Source organism: Mesorhizobium japonicum MAFF 303099, from assembly GCF_000009625.1.
GTDB classification, from domain to species: Bacteria; Pseudomonadota; Alphaproteobacteria; order Rhizobiales; family Rhizobiaceae; genus Mesorhizobium; species Mesorhizobium japonicum.
Map to the genome: position 1 here is coordinate 1,422,778 of NC_002678.2, position 17,458 is coordinate 1,440,235.

Genomic DNA, 17,458 nt, shown 5'->3' on the forward strand with positions numbered 1-17,458 from the left:
CGGCTCTAAATCAAAGAGATAGAGCATGATGTCGTCCGAAAACCGCTTCACACTTTTCGACATCATGCTCTGAGGGAAGCAATGATGGAACTGCGCAAGAACTACTTCGCCGATGTCCGCAAGGACGATCTGCACGAGATCGGCCAGCCCCGGCCCCGTTCGGATTCACCCGGCCACGTCACCGGCAAGACCGCCTTTTTCGCCGACCGCAGCTTTCCCGGCATGCTGCACCTGAAGATGGTGCGCAGCCCGCACCACCACGCCCGCATCCGCTCGATCGACACCTCGGAGGCCGAAAAGCACCCTGGCGTGGTCAAGGTGCTGACCGCCAAGGACGTGCCGCACAATGTCTACACCATCCTGATCCTGATCCAGATCGGCCCGGAGGACGAGACGGTGCTGGCCGACGGCAAGGTGCGCTGGAAAGGCGAGGCCGTGGTGGCGGTGCTGGCCGAGACCGAGCGCGCCGCGCAAGAGGCCGCCGCCAAGGTCAAGATCGACTACGAAGTGCTGCCGGCCGTCTTCGACATGGAGGAAGCGCTGAAGCCCGGCGCGCCGCTGGTCAACGAATATCACGGCCAGAACTATTACCTTTATGACAGCGGCGAGTGCCGCAAGGTGCGTTTCGGCGATGTCGAGGCGGGCTTCGCCGGCGCCGATCACATACTGGAGCAGAGCTACCAATCCTCGCCGATCGAGCATGCGCCGACCGAGACCACCGGCTGCGTGGTGGCGCCCGAGGGCAATGACCGCTTCACCTGCTACACCAACACGCAGGCGATGTTCTTCACCCTCGACAACACCTCGATCATCCTGCAGATGCCGGGCTCGAAGCTGCATTTCGTCGGCGGCACCGTCGGCGGCGGTTTTGGCGGCAAGGTCGACGTCATCGTCGAGCCCATCGCCATTCTCGGCGCCAAGCTAACAGGACGACCGGTCTGTTTTATCTACAGCCGCGAGGAGGAGATGCAGATCTCCTCGCCTCGCGCCGCCGAGAAGGTCGTCATCAAGGACGGCGTCATGAAGGACGGCCGCATCGTCGCGCGAAAGGTCACCGGCTACACCGATGCCGGCGCCTATTCGCGCCACTCGCCCTATGGCGCGCAGAAGGGTGCCGGGCACTATCCCGGCCCTTACACCATTCCCAATGTCTGGATCGACACTTATTGCGTCTACACCAACCGCACGCCGTCCTCGGCCATGCGCGGCTTCGGCGTCACCATCGGCGACTTCGCACTGGAGGTGCAGATGGACAAGCTGGCGCGGTTGATCGGCATGGACCCGCTCGAATTCCGCTTCATCAACGCCTATCGCGACGGCGACATGAAGGCGCACCGCCAGCCGACCGAGGGGGCGGCACTCATCGAGTGCATGCAGGAAGCCTCGCGCGCCGCCAACTGGCCGGTGGCGGAGAAATATATGGCGATGTCCTCCTACAGGAAGGGAGCCTGATATGGCGATCCGGCGCGGACGCGGCGTTGCCGCCATCAACTATCCCACCGGCATGAATCTCGGCGGCGACCCGACCCAGGCGCTGGTGCATTCGACGCCGACCGGCAATTTCATGGTGACGCTGTCATCGGTCGATCTCGGCCAGGGCATGAAGCAGATCATGGCGCAGATCTGCGCCGAGACCATCGGCGTGCCCACCGACCGCGTCGTCGTCGACACCGCCGACACCGACACCGGTCCGCATTGCATGGGCACCTTCGCCTCGCGCGGCACCCACCGCGCCGGCAATGCCGTCATCCAGGCGGCCAGGGAAGCGCGCCAGGTGATGCTGGAAGTGGCGGCCGAGGAATTGGAAGTGAATGCTTCCGATCTCGAGACCGACGGCCAGGGCAACATTCTGGTCAAGGGCGCACCGCAAAAGTCGATCTCGATCTTCGATGTCGCGCTGTCCGCCCATTTCAAGCGCGGCCGCTCGATATCGGGCCGCGGCATGTTCCTGATCCCGCGCTCCTATCCGGAGAAGGAAACCGGCGCGATGAAGCCCTCGACCTGTTACGCCCACGCCTGCACCGTGGCCGAGGTCGAGGTCGACGACGAGACCGGTGAGGTCACGGTTTTAACGGTCAAGAACGTCTTCGAGATCGGCCGCGCGCTGAATCCGAAAATGGTCGAGCAACAGCTGGTCGGCGGTTCTTGGATGGGCATCAGCCACGCGCTCTACGAAACCACCGAGCCCTATTATCCCAACCGCGACCATGGCGGCACCGACTTCAACCAGTATCTTATGCCGGGGCCTGGCGATCTCGCGCAGACCGAGATCATCGTCCTGGAACGACCCTCGGCCGATGGGCCTTACGGCGCCAAGGGACCGGGCGAAATGTGCGCCAACCCGCAGATCCCGGCGGTCGCCAACGCCGTCTTCGACGCCGTCGGCGTGCGCATCGACACGCTGCCGATCACGCCGGAGCGCATCCTGCGCGCGCTCAAGGCGCAAGCGGCGAACTGAGATGCCCGAGGTTAACGCCGAGACTGTCGCGACCTCGGCGGAGGCGGTGGCGCAGCACCTTGCCGCCTCGCGCTATCTGGCCGACGACAGCCTGGCCACCGCCATCTTCCTTGCGATACGCCTGGGCAAGCCGCTGCTGCTCGAAGGCGCGCCAGGCGTCGGCAAGACCGAAGCGGCCAAGGCGATCGCCGAGCTGCTCGGCCGCGATCTGGTGCGGCTGCAATGCTATGAAGGCATCGATGCCGCGCATGCGCTGTACGAATGGAACTACCAGCGCCAGCTGCTCGCCATCCGTCATGCCGGCGAGCATGAGATCGACATCTATGACGACCGTTTTTTGATCGCTCGCCCGCTCCTGCAGGTGCTGAAGGCGCCGCAGCAGCGCGTGCTGCTGGTCGATGAGATCGACCGATCCGATCACGAGTTCGAAGCGCTGCTCTTGGAATTCCTCTCCGATTTCCAGATCAGCATTCCCGAGCGCGGCACCATCCGCGCCGCCGCCCAGCCGATCGTCATCCTGACCTCGAACCGCACCCGCGAACTCGCCGAAGCGCTGCGCCGGCGCTGCGTCTACCACTGGATCGGCTACCCCGATGCCGAGCGCGAGGCCGCCATCATCATGCTGCGCGCCGGCGATGTCGCCGAGGCCACCGCACGCGCCGTGGCGGCAGCCGTGCAGACCATCCGTGCCCGGCCGCTGGCCAAGCCGCCCGGCATCGCCGAGGCGGTCGAGTGGGCCAATGCCGCGACCATCCTCGAAAAAGGCGGCAGCCCCTGGCCGGAAGCCTTCCGCCGCGCCATCGGCGTATTGATCAAGGACGAGGAGGACCTGTCCTACATCGCGCCTGAGCTCGGCCGGATTGTCGAGGAGGCGCTGGTGTGAGCCGCGAGGTCATTTCGCAACGCTGGCGGGACAGCGCCCCCCTCTGTCCTGCCGGACATCTCCCCCACAAGGGGGGAGATCAGATGCCACGTTGGCTTTCGCCAATCTTCAGCGCTGCAGAATTGAGCGGCGCGCCAAAGCTGCCAATCTCCCCTCTCGTGGGGGAGATGTCCGGCAGGACAGAGGGGGGCGCGAAGGAATGATGCGTGGGGAAAGCTTGCCCCGAGCCGCCGCGCCGTTCTTCGGCTTCGCGAGGCTGCTTCGCCATCACGCCTTCCCCATCGCCCCCGAGCAGGTCACCGGCTTCATGAAAGCCGTGACGCTTCTGGGCCCCCGCTCGATGAACGACATCCGCGAGGCGGCGCTTGCGACGCTAGCGCCCCCGCCCGACCGCCACGGCGAATTCGACGCGCATTTCCGCGCCTATTTCTACAACGGCACCAAGCCTTCGATCGAAGGCGAAAAGGACGACGAAACCCGCATCAAGGACGATCGCGGCACGCGCGAGGAAGAAGATCAGACTGTCCGCAAGGAGGAAGGTGGCGAGCTATCCTCCGCACTGGAACAGTTGAGCACACGCGACTTCCAGCGCGACGACGACAGGCTGGCCGCCTTTCGCCGAAAACTGTCCTCCGCTCTCCCCGCCCGCCGCTCTTTCCGCACCGTGCGCACCCCTTCGCGTGGCAAGCTCGACCTGCGCCGCTCGCTCAGGGAAATCGTCAGCGCCGACGGTGACGTGCCCTCGCCGCTGCTGCGCCGCCGCCAGACCGTGCCGCGCAAGCTGCTGCTCTTGATCGACGTCTCCGGCTCGATGAAGCTGCACACGGCGGACTATCTCAAGCTGGCGCATGCCGCCGTGCAAGGTGCTGACCGCGCCGAGATCTTTACCTTCGGCACGCGGCTCACCCGCATCACCTCGGCGCTGCGCATCCGCGACCGCAACCAGGCGCTGGCCCGCGCGGCGGCGCAGGTCGATGACTGGGACGGCGGCACGCGCATGGGGCCGACACTGCTTGCCTTCCTCTCCGTTCCGCGCTTCTCGTCCTTCGCGCGTGGAGCAGCGGTCGTCATCCTGTCCGACGCGCTGGAGCGCGGCGACCATGCCGAACTGGAGACAGCGATGCGCAGGCTGAGCGCCCGCGCCTTCCGGCTGTCGCTGGCCACGCCCTTGGCCGGCGACCCGCGCTTCCGGCCGGCAACGGCGGCGCTGCGCGCCATCCTGCCTGACCTCGACGACCTCATCGACGGCTCGTCGCTGACCAGCCTGACCGATTTCATCCTGTCGCTCGCCCGCCCTGCCCCCACGGCTTCGACAATCTGGAAAAGGGTATCGTGATGCAGAAAGCCATCGACGCGCATTTCCACATCTGGCGGCAGAAGGACCAGCCTTGGCTGGTGGGGCCAATGGTGCCGCGCATCTTCGGCCCCTACGAGCCGATCCGCCGCGACTATCCGATCGGCGAATTCCTCCAAGACCAGAAGGGATCAGGTGTCGAGAAAGCCGTCTATGTCCAGACCAACTGGGCGAAGGAGGATTTCGAGAAGGAAGTCGCCTTCCTGCAGCAGACCGCTGACGAGACCGGCTGGCCGCACGCCATCGTCGGCTATGCCGACATGACGGTCGACGATGTCAGGCCGCAGATCGACCGGCTGATGAAATACAGGCTGCTGCGCGGGGTGCGCATGCAGTTGCACTGGCACGAGACGCCGGCCTTCCGCTTCGCCGCCTCGGCGGATCAGGTCATCGACCCCAAGGTGCGGGCCAACGTCGCGCGATTGAAGGATTACGGCCTGTCCTTCGACCTGCAGCTCTTTCCCGCCCAGATGAAGGACGGAGTGACACTGGTCGGCGAGAACCCTGAGACCAACTTCATCCTCACCCATGCCGGCATGCTGACCGGCATGGAGCCGGAAGTCACCGAGACCTGGAAGGCTGGCCTGCGCACGCTGTCGGCGGCGCCGAATTTCTACGCCAAGCTCTCCGGTCTCGGCACCTTCGTCCACCGCAACGACCCGGCGCTGATCGCCTATATCGTCGACAACGCCATCGACATCCTGGGCGCGGATCATCTGATGTTCGGTTCGAACTTCCCGATCGAGAAGCTCTGGACCAGCCACGCCGAACTGATCAAGGCACACCGCGATGCGGTGGCGAGGCACGGCGCGGCGGCCGAGGCTGACATTTTCTGGAATACGGCCGAAAAGGTTTATCGGCCGGTTTAGCTGCGACCTACCTTCTCCCCTTGCGGGAGAAGGTGGCCTCGCGAAGCGAGGTCGGATGAGGGGTGCTCCAGGGAACGCCCACGTCTCACTCCGCTGGAACACCCCTTGTATCTGCACGGAGGAGACTTTGTGCGATGGAAGCGACTGAGCCTCGAACCGGACGGCCATCCGATTCGAGGCTTGGCGAAGTCGCCCGACACCCCTGCGGCTACAACCGTGGATGAGCCTGGGATCTTCGTCTTCGTCACGCACGACCGAATAGTCGCTTGGCTCCAATCGCACGCACAAGGCAGGTTACCGTGAACACGACCCTCTGTGGAATAGATATTTCGAAAGACTGGCTCGACGCCCATATCGAGCCGATGGGAGCGGCAAACCGCTTCGCCAACGATGCGGCAGGCATCGCCGATCTGGCCGCCTGGTGTCAGAACCATGATGTCGAACTCGTCATCATGGAGGCCAGTGGCGGCTACGAACGGCTGGCCTTCCTGCTCTTGTGGGAGATGGGCCAACCCTGCGGCATGGCCAACGCGAGGAGCGTTCGCTACTTCGCCGAGGCAATGGGTTTCCTGGAGAAGACCGACAGAATCGATGCCGCCGTGATTGCCCGTTATGGTGCCGTCAAGCGGCTCAAGCCGACGCCGCCGCCGAGCGCGGCCCAGCAGCGGCTCAAGGCGCTGGTTGCGCGGCTTTCCCAGGTGGGAGGAGATCTCACCATTCAAAAGCAGCGCAAGAGCACCGCCGACGCCGAAACTATCGCCAGCCTCGATGAAGTGATCGCGCTGCTTGCGCGCCAGAGCCGCAGGCTCGAAGGTGAGATCGCCACGCTCATCGATGACGATCCGCTGTGGGCATGCCTCGACCGAGCCTTCCGCTCGCTCAAGGGTGTTGCCTCTCGCACCGTGGCGCGGCTGATGGCGCAGTTGCCGGAGATCGGCATCCTCTCCAACAAGGCCATCGCCAAGTTGGCCGGCCTGGCGCCGATCGCCAATGACAGTGGCAAGCGCAGCGGTCGAAGACCAGTGCGCGGCGGTCGGGCAGGGCCGCGCGGCGTCCTCTTTCTCGTTGCCAGCATCGTTGCCAAATATGATCCGCATCTGGCAGCTTTCAAGCAACGGTTGCAGACTGCCGGAAAGGAGAAAATGGTCATCCGCATTGCGCTCGCCCGCAAGCTGCTCGTCATTCTCAATGCAAAAGCACGCGACGCGCGTAACGAATTCGCAAATGCAACTTGACACCTCAGATAGTCGCTCATCCGTCTCGGCGCTGCGCGCCGATCCACCTTCCCCCGCAAGGGGGGAAGGAAGAGCGTCGCCATAACCCCCTACTGCGTCGGCAGCATGCCTTCGACGTCGCCGGCCGCGTCATTGAGCGCGTCCTTGGGCGAGGCCGACTGGTCGACGATGCGCGACAGATTGTCGACGATCGTCTGCGTCACCTTGACCCCGTTGGTGCCCGGGAAAGCATACCACGGAACCATCCGCGGCATCTGGCTAAGCCCGGCCTGGAACAGCGGGTTCTTCTTGTAGAAATCGCCGAGATAGTCTGATGATTTCGCCGCCAGCTCGTTGTTGGGGACATAGCCTGTGCCGGGCACGACGACGGACGCGCCATAGGGGCCGGCGGCGAATTTCGCGAACTTCCAGGCTGCCTCCTGCTTGGCCGCGTCCTTGGTCAGGATGACCACGGCATTGCCGCCGGTCGGCAGATGGCCGTTCACGGGATCGATCAGCGGGATCTTGGCGGTGCGCAGCGTGAACTTGTCGCCGACATTCTTGATCGTGTTGACCAGCGCACCGGTGGTCTGGAATTCGAAGCCGACCTTGCCGGCCGCGAAGGCCTGCTCGCCCGCCGGCTTGGTGAAGACCGGCATGCCGCCCTCCTTCACCATCCGCTCGAGGATCTCCACCGCCTTCTCGCCTTCCGGCCCGTTGAAGGCGACCTTGCTTTCGTCCTCGTTCAGCATCTTGCCGCCGGCGCCGAACAGCAGCGCCGAGAACATCCAGTCATCGCCCTGCCAGCGGAAGTCGATGCCGTCGACGCCATTGCCGAGCGCCTTGATCTTGCCGCCGAGCGCGATGACCTCATCCCAGGTCTTGGGCGGATTGTCCGGATCGCCGCCGGCCGCCTTCACCAGATCGGCATTGTAATACATGATCGGGTTGGAGGTGGCGAAGGCGAGGCCCACCTGCTTGCCGTTGACCTGCGCCAGCTTCAGGATCGTGTCGGAGAAGCCGAGCTCCGCCATGTTGCCTTCCTTCTTGACCAGCGGGCCGAGATCGACGGCGACGTCGCGCTCGTTGAGCATGCGCAGGCGGTTGAGGCCGATGAAGGTGATGTCGGGCATCTCGTCGGTGCCGGCCTGGCGAAGAATGGTCTGGACGCCTTCTTCATAGGTCGCCGACGGGCTGGCGAACTGGATCTTGATGTCGGGATTCTCCTCCATGAACTTCTTCGAGATCGTGTCCATCACGTTCTTGAAGAAGCCGGGCATCGGGTAGTGAACCGTCAGCGTCGTCTCGGCATAAGCCGGAAGGGCTGCCGCCAGCGACACCGCCGCCGCGGCCAAAATCCTGGAAATATGCTTCATTGGTCGTACTCCTTGTTGGCCCGGTCAGCCTTTGAGACCGGTCATGGTGATGCCCTCGACGAAGCGCTTCTGCGCGAGCAGGAAGGCGGCGACGAGAGGAAGGGTGATGATCAGCGTGGCGGCCATCAGCGCGCCGTAGTCGTCGCCGGCCTCGGCGGCGCGGAAATACATCAGGCCGAGCGGCGGCGTGGCGTAGGCCTGCTTGCTGACGACGATCAGCGGCCAGTAGAGATCGTTCCAGTGCGCGACGACGGAAAAGATCGCAAAGGCGGTGACCGCCGGCCAGGCATTGGGGACGATGACGCGCGCGACGATGCCGAGTTCGGACATGCCGTCGAGCCGCGCCGCGTGCAGCAGGTCGTCGGGCATGGCGCGGAAGAACTGCAGGAACATGAAGATCGCGAACACCGATATGGTGAAGGGCGCGACCAGCGAGGTGTAGCTGTTCAAGAGCGACATTCTGTCGAAGGCGACGTAGAGCGGCAGCGCCGTCGCATGGATCGGCACCAGCAGGCCGAGCATGACCAGCACCATCATCAACCGCGCGGCGCGGAACTTCAGCTTGGCCATCGCATAGGCGCAAGGGATCGCCACCACGACCTGGAAGAAGAAGATCAGGCCGCAGACGAGAACGCCGTTCCACAGCAGTGCCGCCATCGGCACCTTGGCAAACGCCTTGGCGAAATTCTCGGCGAAGTAGAAATGCTGCGGGATGAGCGCCAGCGACGAGGTGAAGATGTCGCTCTGCGTCTTGCCCGCCGTCGAGATCATGAAGATGTAGGGCGCAAGGACCATCAGCGCGCCGAGCGAAAGCAGCGCGAAACGGATGATGCGGCCGGCCGGAATGCCCATCATGTGTAGTGCACCCGCCGGTCGATCACGCGGTATTGCACAAGCATCAGCACGACCAGGATCGCCAGGAAGACGACCGTCATCGCCGAGGCGTAGCCGACGCGCAGATAGACGAACCCCTCCTGGTAGATGGTGAAAAGCAGCACTTCGGAGGCCTTGTTGGGGCCGCCATCGGTCAGCATCTTCACCGTCTCGAAAACCTTCACTGCATTGGTGATGCTGATGGTGACGACGAACAGCGTCGTCGGCCCGAGCATCGGCCAGGTGACCAGGAAAAACCGGTCGAGCGCCGATTTGGCGCCGTCGACATGGGCGGCGGCATAGAGCTCGCGCGGGATCGCCGTCAGCCCCGCCAGGAACAGCACCATGTTGAAGCCGACCGACTGCCAGATGCCGATGATCGACAGGCTGTAGAGCACGGTGTTCGACGCGCCGAGCCAGTTCGGGCCGGGAATGCCGGCAAGCGAAAGCAAAGCGTTGAGCGGCCCGATCGTCGGATGGAAGATGTATTGCCAGACCGTCGCCATGGCGACGATCAGCGAGGCGACGGGCAGGAAATAGACGGTGCGGAAAAAGCCGCGCGCCCGCCCCTCGCCTTCGATCAGCAGCGCAACCCCCAGGCCAAGCACGATCGAGACCGGCGCAACGATCGCCGTATAGACCGAGGTGTTCCACAGCGACCGGCGGAAGGTGCGGTCGTTTAGAAGATGCGCGTAGTTCTCGAAGCCGACGAAGCGGAACTTGCCGTAGCCGAGCTCGAAATCGGTGAAGCCGAGAAAGATGACGGCGGCCACCGGCAACAGCACGAACAGCAGCAACAGCACGATGGCCGGCGCCGCCAGCAGCCAGGCGGTCCGGTCTTCGCTGCGCGCACGCCGTGCCGCGGCGCTCGCGACATTGCCCGCCAGCGCGACGCTAGACATAGGCCGGCTCCTGCCGGGCGCCCGCCGCGATGCGCAGCCGCTTTCCCTCCGGCCCGAAGACCATCGCCTGTTCGGGGGCCAGGACGACACCCACCTTCATTCCGGCAATCAGGTCCCTCGCCTCCTGTGGCGCCAGCTTGGCGACGACGCCGTCGCCGGAGGCGTCGAGACGGCAATGGGCAATGACTTCCGACCCGAGGAATTCGAGCCGTTCGATCCGCCCGGCAAGGCCGCTGCGCCCGCTGGGAGACAGTTTGACGAATTCCGGCCGAATGCCGAGGCTGACCGGGCCGTTCGCCACCTTCTCCAGTAAAGCCAGCCGGATGCCTTCGAAGCCGACATGGCCGTTCTCGGCTTGCGCCGGGATGATGTTGATCCTCGGCTGACCGACGAAACGCGCCACCTCGATATGGGCGGGATCGTTGTAGATCACATCGGGTGCTGCGAGCTGCAGCAGATTGCCGCCGATCATCACCGCCACCCGGTCGGCCATCGAAAGCGCCTCGGCCTGGTCGTGCGTCACATAGAGCGTCGGCACGCCGGCGCGGCGGTGCAGTTCGACGATCTCGCCGCGGGCGTGGACGCGCAGATTGGCATCAAGATTGGAGAGCGGCTCGTCCATCAGGAAGATGCTGGGATGGCGCACCATGGCACGCGCCAGCGCCACGCGCTGCCGCTGGCCGCCCGACATCTGCCCCGGCTTGCGGTCGAGCAGATGGTCGATCTTGAGCAAACCCGCCATCTCGCGGACATCGCGCGCGATGCCGGTGCGAATATCCTTTTGGCCGGGCAGCAGGGGGCCGACCAGCGGCAGGCGCTGCGACCGGCTCAGCCGCTTCATGGCGAGCGGCACGGCGATGTTCTGCCCAGCTGTCAGATGCGGGTAGAGCGCGTAGGACTGGAACACCATGGCGATGTTGCGCTCGGCCGCGGCGACCGGCGACATGTCCTTCCCGCCGACGAAGATTTCGCCGCTGTCGGCATGGTCGAGCCCCGCGAGGATGCGCAGCAAGGTGCTCTTGCCACATCCGGAGGGGCCGACGAGCGCGATGAATTCGCCGGCTTCGACATCGAGGCTGACGCCGTTCAGAATGGCATTGCCGCCAAAGGACTTCTTCAGACTGCGAAGCGATAGCGCGCTCATGACGCGACCCGCTTTCGAGCCTTGTGCGCCTCGTGCGGATAGACCTCGGCCACCACATCATCGAGGACGTAGGCCGTCATGCCGGGGATGGCGACGATCTCGCTGGTGACGGTATCGCTGAATTGGTGGATGACGGCGCCAAGCAGCCGCTCGCCTGGCATGTCGCGCTCCATGTCGCCGACGACGAAGGCGGCCGACGGACCCCAGACCAACGATGTGTTTTCGTATTTGCCTTGCCATGCCCGGTGCAGATGGCCGCTAGCGAACAGCGCGACATCGTGGGTGGCGATCAGGTCGTAGAGGCGTTGGCGCTGCGCCGGCCTGACGCTCCAGTAGCCGGTATCGCCCTCGCCGGGCGCATCGACGAACAGCGGCTTGTGGGCGAAGAGCGCGACGCGCCGGCCGCCGCGGCTTTCCAGCACGGTCCGCAGCCAGTCGAACTGCGCCTCTTCCTCGGCATCATCAAAGCCCATCAGCAGGCTGTCGAGCCCGATGAGGCGCCAGCTCCCGGCGTCTTCCATCCAGTAATCGGGTCCGACCAGCCGGCGCCAGCGCTCCAGGCGTCCGGCATTGACCGGCTGCAGCGAGCCGGGCAGATGGCCGACATCGTGATTGCCGGGCACCAGCAGCATCGGCGCGGAGATTTCCCGCATCAGATCCATGCAGAAGGCGATGTCGTCATCCCTGTCGGCACCGTCGACGCTGAGGTCGCCGGTGTGGATGACAAGGTCGGCGCCGCTTTGCTCGATCCAGGCGGCCAGCGGCGCCCAATTGCCGTTGAAATGCGCCTTGGTCGGGCTGAAATGGGTGTCTGTGATCTGAACGATTCTCATGCCGGCTCCACCATGCGAGCCGCGCCCCCAGGCAAACGTCATCGCATGGGGGCTTCCTTAGTGCCGTTCCATGTCACTTCCTTAACAGTGGCTGGGATAAACGATGCAATTGCAGGAAACGGTCGTCGAAGAGCGCTAGAGGCACGCGCTGCAACGCGGAAACCGAAAAGATTTCAGCTGCTTACCGTAGTTACGCGACACATTGGCCGCGCTCACAATCTTGTGACGGCGCGCGAAAAGCTCATTTCACCTCGAACTGCGGATCGACAGGGATCTGCATTGCCGTGACCAGATGGTTAGTCTGGCCTGCCAGCCCGATGATCGACACCAGCTCGCCATGCTGCGCGTCGGTCATGCCCTTGGCCCGCGCCGCGGCCGTATGCGAGTGGACGCAGTAGGAGCAGCCATTGGCGGTCGAGACGGCTATGTAGATCATTTCCTTGGTCAGCGGATCGATGGCGCTGTCCGCCAACATCACCGCCTTCAGCTGCTCCCACACCCGCTTCAGCGACACCGGATCATTGGCCAGCCCGCGCCAGAAATTGTTGACGAAATCCGATTTGCGCGTCGCCCTGATATCGTCGAACACGGCCTTCACCGCCGGGATTTTCTCGACCTCGGTATCGCTGAGGAGTCTTGTGGTGGCCATGGCGTTTTCCTTCGTTGTATCGATGGATCAGGTCGTTGAATCAGGTCTCGAGCAAAGGTGGCTAATCGGCTCTTCTGATTCAGTTTTCGTGCGTATCGGAGCAAAGCCTTGACGATTCGCCGAAGCATCTCGGCTTCGTCATCCTAGGATGGAGCAGGCGCGAAGCGCCGTCGCGGAGACCCCTGGATGACGAAGGGGTTGAGGTCTTCGCCAATTATCAACGTATACGCACCGGCCAGCACCCTAGTGAACCGCCGCGTACATGATCTTCTCCTCCGTCGCCTCCGCCGGCGAATACTCCTCGACGATGCGGCCCTGTCGGCAAACGAGTATCCGGTCCGACAGGTTCATAATCTCCGGCAAGTAGGACGAGATGACCACGACAGCGAGCCCCTCATCGGCCAGCCGGTTGATGATCTGGTGGATCTCGGCGATGGCGCCGACATCGACGCCGCGCGTCGGTTCGTCGAAGATGACGATGCGCGGCTGCTGCACCAGTCCCTTGCCGATCACCACCTTCTGCTGGTTGCCGCCCGACAGTTCGACGACGCGGGCATTGTCGTTGATCGCCTTGATGTTGAGCGTCTTGGTCCATTGCGCCGACAGCTGCCGCATCTCCTGCTGGTTGATCACCCAGGCCTTTTCGCGGCCCGCGGCGAGCAGCCCGCCGAACAGGTTTTCGGCAATGCCCATCGTCTCGAAAATGCCTTCGCTCTTGCGGTCCTCGGTGACGTAGACGATACCGTCGGCAACGGCTTCGCTTGGCACAAGATAGCGCACGGGCCTGTCGTCGAGCTCGATCGCACCGCCGCGCAGAAAATCGCGCTTGTAGATGCCCGAGACGATCTTGAAGGTCTCGGTTCTGCCCGAGCCGATCAGCCCGAATACGCCGGTAATCTGGCCTTCGAAGATCGAGAAGGAATTGTTGCGCACGACATTGCTCATCGAAATGTCCTGCACCGACAGCACTTTCTTGCCCGCTTTGCGCAGCCTGGCCTCGTCGCGCTGGCGGTAGATCTGGCCCGACAATGTGCGCCCGACCATGGCGGCGACGATCTTGTCGCGATCGAAGGCCGACGTGTCGTCGGTGATGACCAGTTCGCCATCGCGCAAAATGGTGATGCGGTCGGCAATGGCAAGCGCCTCTTCCAGCGCGTGGCTGATGAAGACGATGGAGACGCCGCTGGCCTTCAGCCGGCGGATCAGTGCGAAGAAGTGGCGTTTTTCCTCCGGCGTCAGCGTCGCCGTCGGCTCGTCGAAGATGATGATCTCGGCATTGTGGTGCACCGCGCGCGCGATCTCGACCATCTGCCGCTTGGCCGCACCCAGCGTCGCCACCATGGCGTTCGGATCGACCGGGAAATTCAGCGACTGCAGGAATTGCTGTGCTGCAATATACGTGCCGCGCAGCCGGTTGAGGAATTTTTCAGTGCCGAGGTAGAGGTTCTGCGCCACCGTCATCGACGGCACCAGGCTGGTTTCCTGGAACACCATGGCGATGCCGGCCTCAAGGGCCGCGTGCGGCGAGGCGTAGGCGATCTCGCGGCCCTTGTGGAACATCTTGCCCGACGTGGCGTCGACCACTCCGGCGATGATCTTGGTCAGCGTCGATTTGCCGGCGCCGTTCTCGCCAAGCAGCGCGTGGATTTCACCCTTGCGCAAGTCGAAGCTGACATTCTTGACCGCGGGCACACCACGATAGTTTTTGGTGACGTTTTCCAGGCGAACGATCGGTTCCATCAAAAACCTCCCGCGTCGAGCACGCAATCGCCGCCCTTGGAGGCGATGAACAGCCGGCCGGCCTTTTCCACGACGCTGCAGATGCCGTGGCGCGTGCCGTTGGCGCGGCTGTGCAGGCTGAATTGCGGCTGCATCCTTGCGTCGAGCCTGACGACCAGCCCATAGGAGCGGCTTGGCGACCACGGCTTGTGGATGCCCATCGTGCGGATGCCGCCGCATTGCAGCGGTTCGAGGAAGCTGCGGTTGGAGGCCAGCGCCGGCGCGATCCAGTAGGCCGGCGGCACCTGGTCGATCATGTCCTGGCGGTAGTGCGTTTCCTGCAGCACGAATTCGATCAGCCGGTTGCGCGGCGCAAACAGCGCCAGCCAGGCACCGCCATCTCCGGCCGACGCCAGCCGCGCGGGATAGCCGGGCAGATGCGTCAGCACCGTCGAACGGTTGCCGGTGGCGCCATCGAAGCGGATGAGCTGATGGCGCCAGCTCTCGCTGACCAGCACGTCCCCGCCGAGAGGAAGGAGCCCATAGGGAAAAGCGAGAGCGCCGGCCACCTTGCGGAACGCGCCCCCCGTCGCGTCGCGTTTCCAAAGCGAACCGGACGCACCCTTCTTCATCAGATCGGCCGCCCATTGCGAGGGCGCATGCTCGGCCGACCCATTGGCCAGCCACAACGTGCCGTCTTCGGCATAGGCAAGCGCAGTGATGCAGCTGAGATCAGCCGGCAGCGAAACCTCCTTGCCTGATGTCAGCAGCTTGCCGCTTTCGAGAGCCACCGTCAGGTCACCCGATGGCGCCAGCGCCTGCGCCGTGATGGGCGACGGAAAGGTCTCGATCACCTTGGGCTCGGCTCCGGCGGCAAGCGAATAGATTGCGTTGCCGCTGGTAGCGAGCAGCCGGCCACCATCGGCCAGCAGATTATCCGGCTCGGTTAGCTCGGCGAAGGTTGGCGCGTCATCCAGCCGCGTGTTGGGCCGGAAAGCGCCGTCGAGCGGCGGGATGGTCACCGCCTTGCCGCGAAACATATCCAGGATCGGATCGAGGATCATGGCTTTGCTCCCCAATAGGAAGCGGGGCTGGTCCAGTTCGGGTCGGCGCCTGATATCTTGTAGCGGCCGACGCGGTTGTTGAGGATGCCGCCGACGAAGAGATAGCCCTTGTGTTCGCGCATTGAGGTGACCATCGGATGCGCGCCGCCGGAGAGGTCGCCCATCGCCTCGACAATGCCGCCCTTCTCGTTGAATTTCACCACGCCGCCGGTGTTGATGTTGGGGAACAGCCACTCGTCCTGCGGCAGCCGGCGGGTCATGCGCTTGCGCATGTCGGGATGGCGCAGCGACAGATCAAAGCTCGGCGTGCGCATGCCGAGCCAGGCCATCCAGTAATTACCGTCCGAGGCGCGGTTGATGTTGTCGGGATAGCCCGGCATGTCGCGGATGACGCATTCGGCGGTGCCGGCCTTCGGCCCTTCCAGCCAGTAGCGATGCACCCGGCAGGCCCAGCTTTCGGCGAAGAACAGCGATTTGCCGTCATGCGCCATGCAGACGCCGTTGGTGTAGCGGTAGCCGTCGAGCAGCGTCTTCGTCGACCCGTCCTTCGGATCATAGACCAGCAGCCGCCCGGTGGCGCGGTTCTCGATCGAATCCAGCGCCCAATCGTGGGCGTCGTAGCGCTTCGTGGAATCCGTGAAATAGATGCGGCCGTCCGGCGCGATGTCGCAGTCATTGGGATCGCGCAGCCGGGCATCGTCGACGATCGAGGTCCAGGAGCGCGCGGTCTCGGCCGAGAGGCGCTTGACCTCCCGCTGCGGCGAAACCGAGTAGAGCCCCATGGCGCCAACGCAGCTGATCAGATTGCCTGACTTGTCGAAGGCGAGCCCCAGCGGAAAGCCGCCAATATGGGCGAACACCTCCGACTTCACATAGTCGGGCGCGAAGAAGCGGACGATCTCGCCATGGCGGGTGCCGCAATAGAGATGGTCGTCGCGGTCGAGGATGACGTCTTCCGGCCCCTCCAGTTCGCCAAGCCCGATATGGTCGGCCGCCGACAGACGGTTGTCGAGTTCGTAAGGCGTGCCGGAACCCGGTACCGCCGACTGCGTCTCGCCCATTTTGAGATAGACCGGCGCGACATAGACTTCGTTCAGCACCTTGTGGCGGTTCTTCAGCCAGCGGATGTCGATGGTCACCGCCACCGCCAGCATGATGCCGAGAACCATCTGGTTGGTGCCGGTGCCGTAACCCAGCCGGATCAGCCCATTGGTCATGGTGAGCACGATGATGGCGCCCATCAATCCCTTGATCACCGAGCCGCGCCCGCCTCCCAGGCTGACGCCGCCGACCACCGCCGCGGTCAGCGCCATGATCTCGAGGTTGAGGCCGGTGCCCGGCCCTGCCCCGCTCAACCGGCAAGCGATGAGAAAACCGCCGATCGAGGCGCAGAAGCCGGAGAAGACATAGGTCATGAACACGGTGCGACGCACGCGGATGCCGGCATTGTGTGCCGAACGCCGAGAGCCGCCGACCGCCAGCACATGCCAGCCGGGCCGCGAACGCGTCAACGCGATATGGGTGACGATGGCGAGGATGATGGCCAGCCAGACAGAGACGGAGAGCCCCCAAAAGGTGCTGTCGCCGATGAAGTCGAGCACATCGGATGTGGCGGTCGAAAGCTGCACGTCGGCGGCATAGGTGGTGACCAGTATGTCGAACAGCGCCCGGCCGAAGATGAAGGTAACCAGCGTGGTGAGAAAGGCGCGTAGCCTGAGGTACCCGACGAGATAGCCGTTGATGGCGCCGAAGATCAGGCCGGTGGCGAGCGAGGCGGCCAGCGCCAGCCAGATCGACTGTTCGAGGATGAAGAAGACATAGACGGCGGAGAAGCAGGACAGCGCGAAGATCGAGCCGACCGACAGATCGATGCCGCCGCCCAGCATCACCACCGTCATGCCGGTGACGACCATGGAGAACTCGCCGAGCTGGCGGGTCGATTCCTGCAGCGCGTTCAGCTTGAAGAAGCCCGGAATGATCGAGCCGAATGTCGCCAATGTCACCACCAGCGCCAGGAAGGGAATGGCGTTGTCGGTCCAGCGTTTTGTCAGGATCTCGCCGACCAGATGGTCGGGCACGAGATTGTAGCGCCAGGACTGCAGGCGTTCGCGAAAGGACAT

The 17,458-nt window shown here is 64.1% G+C and carries 15 protein-coding genes; 6 read left to right on the forward strand and 9 right to left on the reverse strand.

Going from position 1 to position 17,458, the window contains the following annotated elements; genetic code table 11:
• Positions 1-84: 84 nt before the first annotated feature.
• From MAFF_RS41145 to MAFF_RS07935, 6 genes are all read left to right on the forward strand, one after another.
• Positions 85-1,452: a xanthine dehydrogenase family protein molybdopterin-binding subunit gene (locus MAFF_RS41145; RefSeq protein WP_044550630.1), complete on the forward strand. Its 1,368-nt coding sequence runs from the start codon at positions 85-87 to the stop codon at positions 1,450-1,452.
• A 1-nt stretch (position 1,453) separates the two neighbouring features.
• Complete coding sequence (locus MAFF_RS41150; RefSeq protein WP_010910368.1) at positions 1,454-2,458, forward strand: xanthine dehydrogenase family protein molybdopterin-binding subunit; 1,005 nt, start codon at positions 1,454-1,456, stop codon at positions 2,456-2,458.
• A 1-nt stretch (position 2,459) separates the two neighbouring features.
• The gene (locus tag MAFF_RS07920; RefSeq protein ID WP_010910369.1) at positions 2,460-3,341 is read left to right on the forward strand and encodes an AAA family ATPase; all 882 of its coding nucleotides are present in this window, start codon (positions 2,460-2,462) and stop codon (positions 3,339-3,341) included.
• Between the two features lie 199 nt (positions 3,342-3,540).
• Positions 3,541-4,677: a vWA domain-containing protein gene (locus tag MAFF_RS07925; protein ID WP_044548107.1), complete on the forward strand. Its 1,137-nt coding sequence runs from the start codon at positions 3,541-3,543 to the stop codon at positions 4,675-4,677.
• The gene (locus MAFF_RS07930; RefSeq protein WP_010910371.1) at positions 4,677-5,564 is read left to right on the forward strand and encodes an amidohydrolase family protein; all 888 of its coding nucleotides are present in this window, start codon (positions 4,677-4,679) and stop codon (positions 5,562-5,564) included. The genes MAFF_RS07925 and MAFF_RS07930 overlap by 1 nt, the downstream gene beginning before the upstream one ends.
• Before the next feature lie 299 nt (positions 5,565-5,863).
• Entirely contained in the window at positions 5,864-6,799 is a 936-nt protein-coding gene (locus MAFF_RS07935; RefSeq protein ID WP_010910050.1) for an IS110 family transposase, read from the forward strand.
• A gap of 89 nt (positions 6,800-6,888) precedes the next feature.
• On the opposite strand, the gene MAFF_RS07940 is transcribed toward MAFF_RS07935, so the two are convergent.
• The 9 genes from MAFF_RS07940 to MAFF_RS07980 all read right to left on the reverse strand — a co-directional run bounded on the left by MAFF_RS07940 (position 6,889) and on the right by MAFF_RS07980 (position 17,458).
• Positions 6,889-8,154: an ABC transporter substrate-binding protein gene (locus MAFF_RS07940; protein ID WP_010910373.1), complete on the reverse strand. Its 1,266-nt coding sequence runs from the start codon at positions 8,152-8,154 to the stop codon at positions 6,889-6,891.
• 24 nt (positions 8,155-8,178) lie between these two features.
• Complete coding sequence (locus MAFF_RS07945) at positions 8,179-9,009, reverse strand: carbohydrate ABC transporter permease (RefSeq protein WP_010910374.1); 831 nt, start codon at positions 9,007-9,009, stop codon at positions 8,179-8,181.
• Entirely contained in the window at positions 9,006-9,929 is a 924-nt protein-coding gene (locus MAFF_RS07950; protein WP_010910375.1) for a carbohydrate ABC transporter permease, read from the reverse strand. Before MAFF_RS07950 ends, MAFF_RS07945 begins: the two co-directional genes overlap by 4 nt.
• A complete protein-coding gene (locus MAFF_RS07955; RefSeq protein ID WP_010910376.1) occupies positions 9,922-11,073 on the reverse strand; it encodes an ABC transporter ATP-binding protein in 1,152 nt (383 codons plus the stop codon). The genes MAFF_RS07950 and MAFF_RS07955 overlap by 8 nt, the downstream gene beginning before the upstream one ends.
• Positions 11,070-11,906, reverse strand: coding sequence for a metallophosphoesterase family protein (locus tag MAFF_RS07960; RefSeq protein ID WP_044550633.1), 837 nt, complete (start codon positions 11,904-11,906; stop codon positions 11,070-11,072). Before MAFF_RS07960 ends, MAFF_RS07955 begins: the two co-directional genes overlap by 4 nt.
• 241 nt (positions 11,907-12,147) lie before the next feature.
• Positions 12,148-12,555: a carboxymuconolactone decarboxylase family protein gene (locus MAFF_RS07965; RefSeq protein ID WP_010910378.1), complete on the reverse strand. Its 408-nt coding sequence runs from the start codon at positions 12,553-12,555 to the stop codon at positions 12,148-12,150.
• 243 nt (positions 12,556-12,798) lie between these two features.
• The gene (locus MAFF_RS07970; RefSeq protein WP_010910379.1) at positions 12,799-14,295 is read right to left on the reverse strand and encodes a sugar ABC transporter ATP-binding protein; all 1,497 of its coding nucleotides are present in this window, start codon (positions 14,293-14,295) and stop codon (positions 12,799-12,801) included.
• Positions 14,295-15,338 carry a hypothetical protein gene (locus tag MAFF_RS07975; protein ID WP_010910380.1) on the reverse strand — a complete coding sequence of 348 codons (1,044 nt, stop codon included), beginning with the start codon at positions 15,336-15,338 and terminating at the stop codon, positions 14,295-14,297. The genes MAFF_RS07970 and MAFF_RS07975 overlap by 1 nt, the downstream gene beginning before the upstream one ends.
• Positions 15,335-17,458: an ABC transporter permease gene (locus MAFF_RS07980; RefSeq protein WP_010910381.1), complete on the reverse strand. Its 2,124-nt coding sequence runs from the start codon at positions 17,456-17,458 to the stop codon at positions 15,335-15,337. Before MAFF_RS07980 ends, MAFF_RS07975 begins: the two co-directional genes overlap by 4 nt.

What these genes read in the sequence shown, in the direction of transcription:
- MAFF_RS07980 (WP_010910381.1), bottom strand. Translation starts at nt 17,458, where the DNA reads ATGTCCTTTCGCGAACGCCTGCAGTCCTGGCGCTACAATCTCGTGCCC.
- MAFF_RS07930 (WP_010910371.1), top strand. Translation starts at nt 4,677, where the DNA reads ATGCAGAAAGCCATCGACGCGCATTTCCACATCTGGCGGCAGAAGGAC.
- MAFF_RS07975 (WP_010910380.1), bottom strand. Translation starts at nt 15,338, where the DNA reads ATGATCCTCGATCCGATCCTGGATATGTTTCGCGGCAAGGCGGTGACC.
- MAFF_RS41145 (WP_044550630.1), top strand. Translation starts at nt 85, where the DNA reads ATGGAACTGCGCAAGAACTACTTCGCCGATGTCCGCAAGGACGATCTG.
- MAFF_RS07950 (WP_010910375.1), bottom strand. Translation starts at nt 9,929, where the DNA reads ATGTCTAGCGTCGCGCTGGCGGGCAATGTCGCGAGCGCCGCGGCACGG.
- MAFF_RS07940 (WP_010910373.1), bottom strand. Translation starts at nt 8,154, where the DNA reads ATGAAGCATATTTCCAGGATTTTGGCCGCGGCGGCGGTGTCGCTGGCG.
- MAFF_RS07960 (WP_044550633.1), bottom strand. Translation starts at nt 11,906, where the DNA reads ATGAGAATCGTTCAGATCACAGACACCCATTTCAGCCCGACCAAGGCG.
- MAFF_RS41150 (WP_010910368.1), top strand. Translation starts at nt 1,454, where the DNA reads ATGGCGATCCGGCGCGGACGCGGCGTTGCCGCCATCAACTATCCCACC.
- MAFF_RS07945 (WP_010910374.1), bottom strand. Translation starts at nt 9,009, where the DNA reads ATGATGGGCATTCCGGCCGGCCGCATCATCCGTTTCGCGCTGCTTTCG.
- MAFF_RS07970 (WP_010910379.1), bottom strand. Translation starts at nt 14,295, where the DNA reads ATGGAACCGATCGTTCGCCTGGAAAACGTCACCAAAAACTATCGTGGT.
- MAFF_RS07920 (WP_010910369.1), top strand. Translation starts at nt 2,460, where the DNA reads ATGCCCGAGGTTAACGCCGAGACTGTCGCGACCTCGGCGGAGGCGGTG.
- MAFF_RS07955 (WP_010910376.1), bottom strand. Translation starts at nt 11,073, where the DNA reads ATGAGCGCGCTATCGCTTCGCAGTCTGAAGAAGTCCTTTGGCGGCAAT.
- MAFF_RS07925 (WP_044548107.1), top strand. Translation starts at nt 3,541, where the DNA reads ATGATGCGTGGGGAAAGCTTGCCCCGAGCCGCCGCGCCGTTCTTCGGC.
- MAFF_RS07965 (WP_010910378.1), bottom strand. Translation starts at nt 12,555, where the DNA reads ATGGCCACCACAAGACTCCTCAGCGATACCGAGGTCGAGAAAATCCCG.